This window comes from Ruegeria sp. CDSC052 (assembly GCF_059610685.1).
Map to the genome: position 1 here is coordinate 1 of NZ_JBXWOB010000020.1, position 13,465 is coordinate 13,465.

Annotated in this window: 11 protein-coding genes; 2 read left to right on the top strand and 9 right to left on the bottom strand. The window is 55.8% G+C overall.

Annotated features, from left to right (window positions below; translation table 11 throughout):
* Positions 1-170: 170 nt before the first annotated feature.
* The 9 genes from AC2FIM_RS19590 to AC2FIM_RS19630 form a co-directional block, all read right to left on the bottom strand.
* Positions 171-887: a glycoside hydrolase family 25 protein gene (locus tag AC2FIM_RS19590; protein ID WP_271952468.1), complete on the bottom strand. Its 717-nt coding sequence runs from the start codon at positions 885-887 to the stop codon at positions 171-173.
* Between the two features lie 21 nt (positions 888-908).
* Complete coding sequence (locus AC2FIM_RS19595; protein ID WP_271952471.1) at positions 909-1,547, bottom strand: tail fiber protein; 639 nt, start codon at positions 1,545-1,547, stop codon at positions 909-911.
* Positions 1,544-4,840: a hypothetical protein gene (locus tag AC2FIM_RS19600; protein ID WP_496708372.1), complete on the bottom strand. Its 3,297-nt coding sequence runs from the start codon at positions 4,838-4,840 to the stop codon at positions 1,544-1,546. Before AC2FIM_RS19600 ends, AC2FIM_RS19595 begins: the two co-directional genes overlap by 4 nt.
* A 5-nt stretch (positions 4,841-4,845) precedes the next feature.
* Positions 4,846-5,526, bottom strand: coding sequence for a hypothetical protein (locus tag AC2FIM_RS19605; RefSeq protein ID WP_271952474.1), 681 nt, complete (start codon positions 5,524-5,526; stop codon positions 4,846-4,848).
* Positions 5,527-5,567: 41 nt separating this feature from the next.
* Positions 5,568-6,875: a hypothetical protein gene (locus AC2FIM_RS19610; RefSeq protein ID WP_282021700.1), complete on the bottom strand. Its 1,308-nt coding sequence runs from the start codon at positions 6,873-6,875 to the stop codon at positions 5,568-5,570.
* A 36-nt stretch (positions 6,876-6,911) separates the two neighbouring features.
* A complete protein-coding gene (locus AC2FIM_RS19615; RefSeq protein ID WP_281973906.1) occupies positions 6,912-7,505 on the bottom strand; it encodes a hypothetical protein in 594 nt (197 codons plus the stop codon).
* A gap of 23 nt (positions 7,506-7,528) precedes the next feature.
* Complete coding sequence (locus tag AC2FIM_RS19620) at positions 7,529-8,128, bottom strand: hypothetical protein (protein WP_142640306.1); 600 nt, start codon at positions 8,126-8,128, stop codon at positions 7,529-7,531.
* A gap of 73 nt (positions 8,129-8,201) precedes the next feature.
* Positions 8,202-8,828: a hypothetical protein gene (locus tag AC2FIM_RS19625; RefSeq protein WP_142640307.1), complete on the bottom strand. Its 627-nt coding sequence runs from the start codon at positions 8,826-8,828 to the stop codon at positions 8,202-8,204.
* Positions 8,829-9,038: 210 nt separating this feature from the next.
* Positions 9,039-9,659 carry a helix-turn-helix domain-containing protein gene (locus tag AC2FIM_RS19630; RefSeq protein ID WP_496708371.1) on the bottom strand — a complete coding sequence of 207 codons (621 nt, stop codon included), beginning with the start codon at positions 9,657-9,659 and terminating at the stop codon, positions 9,039-9,041.
* 382 nt (positions 9,660-10,041) lie between these two features.
* On the opposite strand from AC2FIM_RS19630, the gene AC2FIM_RS19635 reads away from it, so the two are divergent.
* The gene (locus AC2FIM_RS19635; protein ID WP_496708370.1) at positions 10,042-11,064 is read left to right on the top strand and encodes an Ldh family oxidoreductase; all 1,023 of its coding nucleotides are present in this window, start codon (positions 10,042-10,044) and stop codon (positions 11,062-11,064) included.
* 64 nt (positions 11,065-11,128) lie between these two features.
* Entirely contained in the window at positions 11,129-13,435 is a 2,307-nt protein-coding gene (locus AC2FIM_RS19640; protein WP_496679696.1) for a Tex family protein, read from the top strand.
* The last annotated feature ends 30 nt before the right edge of the window (positions 13,436-13,465 follow it).

Here is a 13,465-nt window from a genome sequence, read left to right on the forward strand (position 1 = left end):
AAACCATCATCTCAATGGATCACAGGCCAATGATGCACTAACAATCAAATTGAACCAGTCAGATGAGGCTGCTCAACGGGATCACTCAAATTCTTTGCGGAGTTGCACTACCGTTTTTTGGGTTTGCCCAAGTTAGCAACTGATCATTTTGGTGAATCGAACTGTGACAATTATAAGTTTCGGCTTTGCACCCCGTACTGCGCCTTCAGTTGCTGAACCGATCCGCAATACACGTCCAAATCAACCTCTGGGGCAATACCGGACACTCGCTCGTTCGTAGAGTGCTGCCAAAACTCCCATTGCGGAGCATCCGGTGCGGGTCTGGCTGCGTATTCTGCCAGCCAGACCGGGTAGTTCCCGAAACCCGAAGTCAGCTCAGTCTCCCAGGTGTTCAGATTGGCATATACCATCGGCACCGTTCCGAAAGCCCTCTGAACGCTGGTAAGCCATTCCAGCGCGAGGCTTCGATAGGCGGCCCCCTGTGCCGTCGGGACGCCTTCAAGATCGAGTGTAAATGGCAGGTGCAGAAGGCCGGATTTTCCAACCGGGCCTTTCGAAAGAACAGCCTGCACTGCATCGACAAAATTCGTGACCTGTGGCTTGGCCGGGTGGCTGACGTGAAGCAGGTGATAGGCGCCGCACAGGATACCCACCTCATTCGCGCCCAGTACATTTGGCTGAAAATAGGCATCCTTGATGCTGACGCTTTCGGTCGCCTTTATCAGCGCAAAAGAAACACCCGAGGCTGCGACTTGCGGCCAGTTGATATCCCGCTGATGATCACTGACATCTATTCCTTTTGCCTGCGCCTTATCTGGCGCCGCCTTGAGAATCTGTCCTGATGGTTTGCGAAACGACCTTACAATTTTGCCCAGCCTACATGCCATCAGATCGGCCTTTTCTATCTGTCATAACACCGCATCCAACCGACATTTGATAAGCCAATAGACCGAGATGTTGATTGCGCGGGTCTCGGTCTCGCTGGTCAGGGCCGACCCTTTAACGACGTTGCCCGAATTGGATTGGGGTGTGGGGGCGATAACCGGTTCCGGGCCTAACACTCCGTTTGATACCGTGCTGTCGCTTTGTTCCAGCACATGTTGGTGTTGCTGGAGCGCAGACAGTTGCAGCGACCCTACCCTGTCATATTTCTGGTTCTTTTTGTCGGTTCGGTACCTCTGGTCCTGATCCTTATCGACTTTCCCGCCGGGGTCGACGCCGCGCAGAAAATAGCCCTGGTAATCAGGCAGTCGAAACTCTCCGTCCTTGCCTTTACCAAACAGATATCCGATGGCGGCAAACAATTCCGGATAAGCGGAAATCAACAGAGGTGAGCCGTCGCAAACCTTCCAGCCATAATGTTGCAGATCAGTGGTCCCGCCCGCCAGCTTTTTGGATTGTCCCAGAAGCTCCCCGGAAAAAGCGATCACCGCGCCAACCGGCATTCCCAATACCCGGCCCGGAGACGGACCCCAGCCTTGTTGTGGTTCAAGCGGTCCGCCGGGGGCGTTTGGTCGGGGCGGGGTCGGAAAGCCTGGCGGTCTCATTCTGAATCCGTCTGACCTGGCAGATCACTATCCGCACTCAGCATGCACATATGCGTGGGCACCTGAACCGTCCAGGATTGCGCATTGCCTTCATCGTCTTGTGTATGTTCCGATTTAATCCGGGCCACAATTTCGGCGTCTTCGGGCAGGCAAGGGGCAAGATGATCTGCATCCGGCCAGATCCGGCCGGTGCGCAGGAAATACAGGAAACTGCGCGCGTGCTTTCTGTCGACCGGCGCCAGAATGCGCACACGGTCAGCGCGCAGAAAATCCCGGAACCGCAGGTCGGGTACGGTCTCGCGCAGGGCAAGATCCGCGGGGTCGCCTGTCAGATCGCTGACTTCGTCCTCGATATCCATGAATGTGGCGATGTCGGACCACCCGACCGTTTGTTGCAAATAGTGCCTGATACGCGGCTTGACATAATCCGGGGCCACGGCATCCTTCTCGGACCCGCTGAGGGTCAAGATTTGCTCCTGGGCCGCGGACAGGATTTCCGTCGTCATCGCCTTGTTCAGGAACGCAGGGTTCTGAGCCTCAATCGCAGCCACCTGTTGTTCCAGTTTGCGACGGTAACCCTCTAGCTGCCGCGCATACGCTTCCTTGATCAGCCTATAGGTTTCGAATTGCCAATCGGAATAAGTCTGCGCCGACCGTTGGCACGTCACTTCAAGAGTTGCCGCAAAGAAACCGGTCAATTCGGTTTGCAAATGCATTGGTGCAGGATCGGGAACCGGCATATCCGGCGGAGAGTTGGGCTCGGACGATTGTGTGGCTGCGGTTTGCTTGAGGCTGCACAGAATGGTGAACCCAAGCGGATGGCCTTCATCCGCCGGAGAGGTTCCGGTTCCGAACCCTTTATCCAGCTGGGCGCTCAGCACCTGCGCGCCCGAGGCTTGGCTGACAGGCAGGCGCAGTGGCTGCGGTGACTTGTCCGCATGGCCGTTTGAACCGGGCGGGGCGGATTTGTCCCCCGCTTGCTGCGGTTGCAGGGCGACCGAGCCCACGATGACATGGGTTTCTGCGGGAGTTCCGACACTCATCACCGTTGCTGTTGCTTTGATGGGCTCAAAGCCTCTGGGGATCAGGACGGCGCCTTCGGCCACTGGCGTATGGCTTTGCACCGTTTGGCTGACCACAAGCTTGAATGGCGGGGCCATACGGGTCTCTTCCACGCCAAATTCCTGAAACGCATCGAGATAAAATATCTTGCCATCGTCTGTCTTGCCAGTCTCATCGGTCAAATCCTGAAATCCGCTTATCCCAAACTCGCCTGGAGATTTCGGTGGGCGCAGATCAAGCTGCCAGGACCGGCGAATATGCCGGACAAGATTCTCACCCGGGCTGGGGACCATGATCTCAAAAATCAAAACCTCGCCCAGACTTTTCGTGCGCAAGCGAAAGCTTCTGTTCACCCAACGATAGATGCCGCGGATATCCGTGCCGTTCCGCCGATTGTCAAAGCGCGTCACATCCGAGTATTCGGTTTCTTCAACTTCGGATAACTCGCGCGTATGGCGCATTTCGCGTGACAGGTTTCGCACCGTTTTCTCGACGATGTCGCGGGCAAATTTCAGGTCGTTTTTCGCGAAGCCTCCGGCTGGCTGCTCTTGCACCCACCAATTCCCAGTAACACTCATCTTATTGCCATCTGTCGGCATTCCGTACTGGGTGTCGTAAGAGTTGACATGCGTGGTCGAGACATGGTCGGCCAACGTCTTTTGCACCTGATTGATCAGGTCCGAAACCGAGGTATCCTCGTCCCGCCGGGCAATTTTGGTGGTCACATCGGAATGTGCCTCATGGCTTTCGCGGCGCTGCAATCTCCGGTTTCGCGTCTCGCGCATTTCACCGCGCAGGACATTTTCGATACGCTGCACGTCGCCCAATTCATACCCAAGCGGCTGATACCGGATCGAACGAGCAAGCCCGTATGAATAGGCGCGCACCCAGCCGGGCTTTGTCAATTTCAGAGGGATCTGATGATCTGTATCCTTTGCTGCAACCGGCGCAGGTTTTTTCGGCTCGAATATGGAGCCAGGCAAAACCAGCGTCGCATGCATCCAAGCTTTGATCTGTTGTCCGGTGACCGGATCGGTCATCAAGCTGGCATGCCCTCCTTCGGTTGCAGCCAGCGCACGGGTCAGAACGTGATGGGTAGTCAACACCTGAATCAGAACTGCAAGTTCGTCTTTTTGCCAGCCAGCCAAAAGGTTCAGCGCAACGATGCTTTCCCAGATGCGGGCCAGTTCCTTTTGCGCATCCGGTGCATTTGCCAGAACCTTGAATGCGGCCCATCCGCCCAGACGGGCCTTGATCAGATCTGTGATCTGGGCCAGCGAAAAATCAGGCAGCTCTCGCAGAGCCGGCCACAATTCAGGATATGAACTGAATGGCGGGCCAAGCGATTCAATCGAGGAGATGAACCCTTTGGGTTTGCCCGGTTCGGCCGCAGGCTGAGCCTTGCCGGATTGCCCCGCATCCGATGCCGGATGGGGCGAACTATTCCCACCTGGTGTATTGTCGGTGTTCGAGCTTGGATCCACGTAAGTAACCGCCAAAGCCTCCTGCCCTGACCTGTCCCCGGATTTTGAAACAAGGCTTTGCAGGAACACGCTGTTCGCCAGGATCTTTTGCGGAACCTCCATGAAACCCGCATCCAGCGCGCCCGGCGCTATCGACGGCCAATGTTTCATATAGATGAAGGGGAACAGCTCATCCCAGCGCAGGTTAGCGCCCTGAGTGACCGGGCTCAGCCCGTCAGAATCCGGGTCATCGCTAAATGGATTATCACCATCACCGCCGTGAGTGTGGCTTGGCTGATCTGGGTCATGCCCGTCATGTCCACCTGAACCGTTTTGCCCGGTGCCAGAGTTCCCACCATCATCGGCCCCGCCCCCTGCTCCGGAATCGGGCGATGGAATATGGCTTGGCTTGCCAAATTCAGACATAAAACCCTGAAAGCGCCAGACACGACCGGTCTCGGGTTCTTGCAGAGCCAAAGCCCCAAGGACCTGCTGAGACAACGGCGTACTCAATCCGCTTTGCCAGGTCAGGGTACCGGTCAACCGCTCACCGGTTTCGAACAGCACATTCAGCGGCGTTCTTTCCTTGTACCTCAGAACAGGGCCGCGCACTGCCTTGCCCGGTGTCTTGGTGAAAAAGAACTGGACGGTCACGAATTCCGGGGGATCGGCACCATGCGGATGGGTTTCGAAATTGGCCACCAACTGGTTACGCAGATCCTCGAACGGCGCATCCATCCAAATGAGTTTGGGGTCCTGGCTGGTCATGCCCGTTAAGCGTCTTCCACCGCCAACACGACCTCAAGCTCGCTGATCGCCTGCAGTGAACCCTTAGTCAGCTTGCTGGATTTCAGGCCACTGATTTCCAGACGCTCGATATCCAGTTGCCAGACATCAACACCGGTATGGATATTGTCAAAAGGCGCGTGCGGAAAGAATGCCTCGATCTCGGTGTATTCATACAGGTTGTCCTGAATCACGGCCAACATCGCCGCGCGAGCCTCGGCCAACACCTCAACCATATAGTCGCGAATGCGGTCCAGATCCGCGTCGGACACTTCGGCGAAATAAACTGCGGATCGCGTGCCATCTTCATCGAAACGGGTCACGACTTCGGTCGCCGGGGCGAGCAATATCTCATGCTCGCCCTCGATTGACACAGGCCCCTTGTCTGCCGCTTCTGGGGGAAGGAACTCGATCAGCGCACCGCAACAATCAATCAGAATTTGCTGGCCGGCTTCGGCAATGAAATTATCATCCTCCCAAAGCTCAATCGCGATTTCAGGATCAACCTGAGCGTATGGCAGAGCATAGCGCCCGCCGCCATGCAGTTTCTGACCTTCGGGGAAAATTTGCCCCCCATTTCCGCGCTGGAAAAAGGTCAGGATAGGTCGACGAAACATCAGAAACCGACCAGAGCGGGTATGTACGAGTGCATAAACCTGAAAGGCCATGTGTCTTCTCCTCCGATATGTTAATTCGGGCTGTTGGTGACTTAGTCCAAACCCAATACGCGACGGACGCGGCTCAGCTCGCGGTCATGAACAGTCAGGGCATCCAGAAACAGAGAGACCGCAACCCGGTTATCCGCAGAATAATGCCCGCCCAGAACATGCTCCAGCGCAGCCGGGCAGCGGTCATAGGCATCCGCGATATTGTCGACGCTCAGCGCGCGCATCCCAGTACGCAGAACCTTGTCGCAATAGGCAGCAAAGCTGGCGTTCAGGTCGTTGATCACGATCCGCTCGGTTTTAGGTGAGGTCGACGGCTTGTAGGGCTCGTAAAGTGGCACCCAGCTTTCGGCGCGCCCCAGATGGGTCGAGGTGGGCGGATAGCCATTGGCGGTCATGAACATCGTACAGCCAAAACACGAGGCCAGCTTGGTGGTACAGTCACCAACCGTAATTTCATAAGGCGTGCAATGCGGGCCCAGATGATAGGCCTTGTAGATCGCCTGGATCATGCCATGGGTATAACCCTTAACGCCTTCGTCCCCGCTTTCATCGACGAAATTCATACCCTGATCAAAGCGCATGATATTGGTGATCTGGTCCGACCGGTTTGTCGCCCCGTGGTCGGGTTCCCCTTCCTTCGGAGCATCCTGCGCCAGATCGCCGCCAATGATGCCCCAACCAACGCAGTCATGGTCATGGGTATCGCGACGAACGCGCGGGTTCCACAGGGCAGAATCCTCGGGCGGCAACCACCGAGGGTACCATCCCTCGAAAATATTGTCGTCATGATCGCCCGCATCCAGATCAGGGATATGGAACCGCGCGCTTGGCATCGGACCGACCGGATCGGTGTCGCCTTCGACATTTCCGTTATCGACAAACCCGGTATAGGCCCCCAGCCCGATATACTGATAAGCGGGGTCGCGATCCCTTTGCTTGATCTCATCATATAGCACCTGCCCCTTGTCACTGAGGTGGTGTTCGGGGTGGCGGATATCGCCCTCGGTCGGAGGCTCATGCCCGGCCAAACCATAAACCCCAACGATCACAGCGCCGGTTTTATGATCGACGGCCGTCCCTGCCCTGACCGAATGGCCCTGCATGTCGATTTCCAAAGCGGCCAGCTGTCCGATTTTCTGGGCGGCTTGCTGAAGCTGATCCCATTCGCGGGACCATTTGTCGGGCCTGGGCATCTCGTCAGAAGGTTCCATTGAAAACTGCACATCGACATTGGCGCGGATCTGTTCGATCGAATGACCTACGATGGCGGCGGCAACAATATAGTCCGCCTCAAGCTTGGGATCGGCACCGCCGTCGGTCAGAATTCCGGATGTACGTCTGTAAGCCATCAATTCACTCCTCCAAAGTTTCGCCCGCTTTGGGCGTCATGAATATTGAATGTCGTAACCAACAAAATTGATCGGATCGGAATTCGGACCCGGCGTGCCGCCATACATGGCGACGCGCATTGCCTGGACCTGGTGCAGATCAAAACTGGCCACACCCGGACCTATTTCCCGGCGGTCGATCCGAAAACCCTGCCGCGTTGTCATATCGGCCGCAAAGTTCAGCCGGTCCGGAGCCCGGAGCACGCATTCTCCCTGCAAAGGCAGGCGGGTTTCGGTCAGGGGAAAGCCGCAGCGCACGACCTGCACCTTGTGCAACCGATGCCCTTTTGGAACCGTGATGGTCAGGTCAATCCCGTCGCCTTTGCGCCGGGGTTCGATCGTTGCCTCGCCACAGACAACTTTGCGATCCACCAGAACATCGGGCGAGATATTGCCCTCGCAGGTGACGAACCTGACCGACAGGGTCAGGTCAATCTGAAAGCTTCGGTACCAGCGATACGGGCATTGCAGAACAACCTGCCAGGTTAACGGCCTAATGTGCTGGTCGTGATCCAAACAGTCCCAGAACAGGCCAACCCTGCGCACATTGGGGTTTAATGATCGGTTCTCAAATACGAGTTGGGTTGTCATCGCGCCACCCTGACGAATCTGTGTTATGAACTCGACGGCGGCGGCGACAGCCTCATGATAAAACCAAGCTGTTGAAACCCCGGCTCCAGGCCGGATTTCAGACGCAACCTCAAGAACTTTCCATCCGGCTCGCCACTGATTTTGACGTGGCCGACCACTGTGAAATCTGTTTTACCCTTATCGCCCTTGGACGGTGACGCCTTGGCGTCTTTGCTGGGCTTGGGTTTGGCGGGTTTGGGAACCTCAACCCAGCCATCACTGACCGCCAGAGCCTGAATTTCGGATGAGACCCCGTCCTTGGAATATGTAAAATCCGTGAAGGTGACGGCCACGTCCTCAAATTTCCCGGCATCGTCCACCTTGTACTGAACCGAAATCTGAAGCCCGTTATAGGGGGGCTTGTTGCGCCCGGTCTTATGGAAATCGCCAGATTGCCAAACCTGTTTGATGGGCTTCAAACTGTCTTTCTTGTCCGCGTCATCCTTGGGTTTCGAATCCGGCTTTTTGGGATTCGCGGGCTTTACCGGCGTCGGGGTATCAGCGGCAGCCTTCTGATCGCTGTCTTCGTCGCCCTCAGACCGTTTGCGTTTTAGGGCGATTGTTGTGTCGGCAGTTTTGGTCATGACACACCTCCTCTTTCCATAGCTCCGTCAAGCGGTGTGCATCCTGCGGCGCGTGACTCGCCGCAGGGCGCGTTTACGCATTGATGTTTGCCAGCTGGAAATCGAAGGGGGTAGAGTTTTTGCCAGGCCCGCCGCCCGACATCACGATATCAGCGCTTTGGATGCCGAACAGATTGATCTCGGTGTTGATCTGACTGATGATCGCCGAGTCCATGACCTGGCCCTCTTCGATCTGCGACACCACGCCGATATAGATGGTCGGGTGGAACTGAAAGACGCCCTTCTGCCCCGGCGCAAGGTTGGTCTTGGCGGCCAGAAGTTTGCCTTCGCGATAGATATTCGCGTTGATCGATCCCATGGTCAGATTGTTGCGCAGCTCGACCTCATTCGGCGACGTTGCCGGGGTTTTGGCCAGGCGCAAAATATCTCCGCTGGTGTCTTTGACCATTTCATAGGCCTGACCGTCATAGGCCGTCATCTGCGGCGTATAGTTCCCATAGCTGTCCGAGGCCGAAACCTGAAACTTCAGCGGGTATTTGAAGGGGTGATAATCCAGCCGCCCCAGGTTTTTGATGACTTTCCACGCGATAGCGAGTTCGCCGAAATCTTCGGCCACGTTTTGCTGGAAAATAACGATCGATGAATTATTGGCATCATCCGAGTGATTGACCAATCTGAGTTGAATATTTTCGGTAACCAATTTCAGATTCCTTCCATTAGCGGTTCTTGTCGAGAACGACGAAATCGTGAATCAATGCTAGCTGAGAACTCTGTAATTCGATCTTTGCAGGAATCATCATTTCCTTTGATCTTTGCACTGTTAGACCCCTGCCCGCGGTAACCGGTGCGCACTTTGGCCAGCCTCGCGCGCGCAGGAGCATGCTCATCCAGGACGTGTTTTGGGTGATGCTTAGTTCATCGAATTGCGATAGCGCCGATACTCTGACGGCGAGACGTCGAATTCCCGTTTGAACGCGGTCGAAAAGTTATTCGCATCCTCGTAGCCAACCTTGAAGGCGATGTCCTGAATGCTGTGCTGCCCCTCAAGAACCAGGGCCGCTGCATAGTTCAACCTGTAGCGCCGAAACCAAGCCATGGGGCCAACGCCGAACTCTTCCTTGAACCGCTTGGACAAGGTGTTCCGGTTTGACCCGACCACTTGCGCCAAGGCGTCAATGCCGCCTGTAAATTCGGGCTCGGTAGAAAGGAAATTACAAGCAGCATTGACCAACGTATCTTTTGAAAAGTACTCGGCAGAGACATTCTGTTTCATCAATGCTCGCGCCGCACTGAATCTGTGCTGGATTTCGCTGGTGACAAATGGATAGGCAATATAGTCGCTGTATCCTTGCGAATATACTTCGGCACGCGCCGTCGACAAACCCAGGTTGATCAGTGCAAAACTGTGCTGGCGCTTATGCGACCCGGCAGGTTTTGGGGCATTGGCCGGCACAAAACGCTTCAGGCACTGACGTACAACGATTGCTTTTTCATGGTAAGAAATGCCTGTGCTTTCTGCATCGTTCGACACGCGGTATCCCATAGACCTTTCAACTATGCTGCGAAATTCGGACAAAAGGCGCGGTGTAAACTCCAAGCAGATCACTCGGTCACGATCATAAGGACTATGCATAAAATTCCCCATCCAAAAAACTTCTGAAAATTTTGTAGGGCGCCACGCAGAGTGCGACCTCTGCTGATCTGAAAAATCAACTTGAGTCGCTGAGCCGCCACCACAACTTTTGATTGAGTACAAAAGGCCTGGGAACTTCTGTTAACTTATTCACATATTGCATTATTAGACCAATCCAATACGGCATTAACCATAAATGAATGGCAAATTGCCAAGGGTTCTCCTTGCCAGTCAGACCAAGCTATGCCTTCTTCTGCCAACGCAATGGGAGACATGGCAGATGAGCGAAGCGGTCAATCTGACACTGGATGAAATACGAAACCTAAGCCTGAACATCCTGTCCGGATCCGGATACGGGCCGGACCATGCAGCGGCCATCGCGGATATGCTGGTCACCTGTCAGATTGATGATTGCCAGTCGCACGGCCTGTTCCGACTGTTCATGTGCAATGACACCATGAAGGCAGGCAAGATTGACGGAAATGTCTCGCCAGCCATTACCCAATCGGATAACGCCATCGTTCGGGTCGATGCTCGCGGAGGTATGTCCCTGCTGGCATTTCATGAGGCACTTCCAATTCTGATCGAGAAAACCCGAACCCATGGTATTGCAGCCATGGCCATCAATCGCTGTTTTCATTTCTCTGCCCTCTGGCCCGAAGTGGAGCGGCTATCTGCTGCCGGCCTTGCGGCGATGGCGATGGTACCAAGCCATTCCTGGGTTGCCCCTGCCGGCGGCACCCGCGGTTCATTGGGCACCAACCCGCTGGCCTTCAGCTGGCCGCGACAGGGCAAGGATCCCTTCACCTTTGACTTCGCAACAAGCGCCTTTGCCCGTGGCGAAATCGAACTCTATCGCCGCGCAGGCAAGCCCCTGCCCGATGGCGTAGCAATCGATAAGGACGGCAACCCAACCAACGATCCGCAGGCTGCGATGGAGGGTGCGATGTTGACCTTCGGCAGCTACAAGGGTTCGGCCCTGTCCATCATGATCGAACTCTTGGCCGGTCCGTTGATCGACGACCTGACCAGTCTGGAGAGCATGGAGTTTGCCGGCAACTCAGGCGGCGCCCCCTATCATGGTGAAATCCTTCTGGCCTTCGATCCGAGGCATTTCAGCGGTGGCCGCATAGACCCGAATGATGCAGGGGCAGAACGCCTGTTCGCTGACATCACCGATCAGGGCGCGCGCCTGCCATCGCAACGCCGGTTTGCCGCCCGGGCCCGCAACATCGAACGCGGATATGTTGAGATTGCCAAAACCCTCTATGACGATCTGCAAGAGTTGGCCCAACAGATTTAGCCCCCTTCCCCTCAGCAAAGCAGCTGGCTAAGAAGTCTCTCCGAACGACTGTCAGGAGGCCCCATTGGACCGCATCGCCCGCACCATCGCCACCGAGATCAACGCCCGACCCGATCAGGTAGGGGCCGCAGTAAAATTGTTGGACGAAGGCGCGACTGTGCCCTTTGTTGCGCGCTACCGCAAAGAAGCGACAGGTGGTTTGGACGATACCCAACTGCGCACCCTGTCAGATCGCCTGACCTATCTGCGCGAATTGGACGCCCGGCGCGCAACCATCCTGAATTCGATCAAGGATCAAGGCAAGCTGACAGACGATCTTGCAAAATCCATTGCGCTGGCTGACACTAAAGCACAGCTGGAAGACATCTACCTGCCCTACAAACCCAAGCGGCGCACCAAGGCAATGATCGCACGCGAGAACGGGTTGGAACCTCTGGCTAACGCAATTCTTGCAGACCGGTCTGTCGATCCCGATACCCTTGCCCAATCCTACCTGTCCGAGGCTGTTCCGACCAGCAAGGATGCCCTGAACGGTGCCCGCGACATTGTCACCGAACGACTAACCGAGAACGCTACCCTGTTAGGCGAACTGCGCAGCTTCATGCAGCGCGAGGCGCTGCTGACATCGAAGGTGATTGATGGCAAACAACAGGATGGCGCGAAATTCAGTGACTATTTCGACCACTCCGAGCTGTGGGCCAAAACGCCGTCTCATCGGGCTTTGGCGATGCTTCGCGCGTCAAAAGAGGGCATCGTGACATTGGACATCGCGCCGGACCCCGAGACCGGCGCGGCTCGGGCGGAAGCGATCGTCGCATCACATCTGCTAACCCGCACGGATTCAACTGCCGATACTTGGTTACGCAAGGTGGCCGGTTGGACCTGGAGGGTAAAGCTCTCGCTGACGATGATGGTTGACCTGATGGCCGACCTCCGCAGCCGTGCCCAGGACGAGGCGATTTCTGTTTTCTCTCGCAATCTCAAAGACTTACTTTTCTCTGCGCCAGCTGGCGCCCGCCCAACCTTGGGGCTGGACCCTGGAATACGAACAGGTGTCAAAGCAGCGGTTGTCGATGCTACTGGCAAAGTGGTTGCAACTGAAACAATTTACCCGTTCCAACCCAAGAATGACCTTCGAGGCGCACAGGCCACAATCCTGCGCCTGATCGCCCAGCACGGCATTGAGCTTGTTGCAATCGGCAACGGAACAGCCAGCCGCGAAACCGAAAAGCTGGTCGGCGACACGCTCAGAGATTTGCCCAAAACCGTCACTCCTCCCACCAAAGTCGTGGTCTCGGAAGCCGGAGCGTCAGTCTATTCCGCATCCGAACTGGCCGCCCGAGAGTTCCCGGATCTGGACGTTTCCCTTCGCGGAGCGGTTTCAATCGCCCGTCGTTTACAGGACCCCTTGGCGGAACTGGTCAAGATCGAACCCAAATCCATCGGGGTCGGGCAATATCAGCACGATGTGGATCAATATAAGCTTTCGCAATCATTGGCATCTGTCATTGAAGACGTTGTGAACGCTGTCGGGGTTGATCTGAATACTGCTTCTGCCCCATTGCTGTCGCATGTGTCCGGGTTGGGCCCGGGACTGGCAGAATCCATCGTGTTGCACCGCGACATGAATGGTGCCTTTCAATCTCGTTCAGAGTTGCTGAAGGTGGCGCGCCTAGGTCCCCGCGCGTTCGAACAATGCGCAGGCTTTTTGAGAATACGCGATGGGGCCGAGCCCCTTGATGCGTCTTCCGTGCACCCCGAGGCTTATTCCGTGGCCCGACGCGTTGTCGCCGCATGTGGGCGGGATATTCGGCAAATCCTGGGGAATGAAGGCGCCCTGAAAGGCCTGCGCGCCGAACAGTTTGTTAACGACAGTTTTGGCCTGCCCACGGTTCAGGACATATTCTCCGAGCTTGAAAAACCCGGTCGTGATCCCCGGCCACATTTCAAAACTGCCTCGTTCGCTGATGGCGTGGAAGAGATCAGCGATTTGAAACCTGGAATGACCCTGGAGGGCACAGTTACCAATGTCGCGGCATTCGGCGCTTTTGTTGATATCGGTGTTCATCAGGACGGGTTGGTGCATATCAGCCAACTGGCAGATCGGTTTGTCAAAGATCCCCATGATGTCGTCAAAACCGGCCAGGTAGTTAAGGTACGGGTCGTCGAGGTGGATGCGCCGCGAAAACGCATCGGTCTGACGATGCGCAAGGATGGTGGCATTGAAACCCGGCAAAAGCGCGTTCAAAGCAGCGACCAATCGCGGCAAAGCCATACAAAACAAAAAGAAACACAACGCGCAAAAAACGGCAATAATGCGCAGCAGGGGGCACTTGCAGATGCACTGAAATCTGCGTTCAAAAAACAATAATCTGCTAAAGGGTATGCACTCCCCTGCCCT

What these genes read in the sequence shown, in the direction of transcription:
- AC2FIM_RS19590 (WP_271952468.1), bottom strand. Translation starts at nt 887, where the DNA reads ATGGCATGTAGGCTGGGCAAAATTGTAAGGTCGTTTCGCAAACCATCA.
- AC2FIM_RS19595 (WP_271952471.1), bottom strand. Translation starts at nt 1,547, where the DNA reads ATGAGACCGCCAGGCTTTCCGACCCCGCCCCGACCAAACGCCCCCGGC.
- AC2FIM_RS19600 (WP_496708372.1), bottom strand. Translation starts at nt 4,840, where the DNA reads ATGACCAGCCAGGACCCCAAACTCATTTGGATGGATGCGCCGTTCGAG.
- AC2FIM_RS19605 (WP_271952474.1), bottom strand. Translation starts at nt 5,526, where the DNA reads ATGGCCTTTCAGGTTTATGCACTCGTACATACCCGCTCTGGTCGGTTT.
- AC2FIM_RS19610 (WP_282021700.1), bottom strand. Translation starts at nt 6,875, where the DNA reads ATGGCTTACAGACGTACATCCGGAATTCTGACCGACGGCGGTGCCGAT.
- AC2FIM_RS19615 (WP_281973906.1), bottom strand. Translation starts at nt 7,505, where the DNA reads ATGACAACCCAACTCGTATTTGAGAACCGATCATTAAACCCCAATGTG.
- AC2FIM_RS19620 (WP_142640306.1), bottom strand. Translation starts at nt 8,128, where the DNA reads ATGACCAAAACTGCCGACACAACAATCGCCCTAAAACGCAAACGGTCT.
- AC2FIM_RS19635 (WP_496708370.1), top strand. Translation starts at nt 10,042, where the DNA reads ATGAGCGAAGCGGTCAATCTGACACTGGATGAAATACGAAACCTAAGC.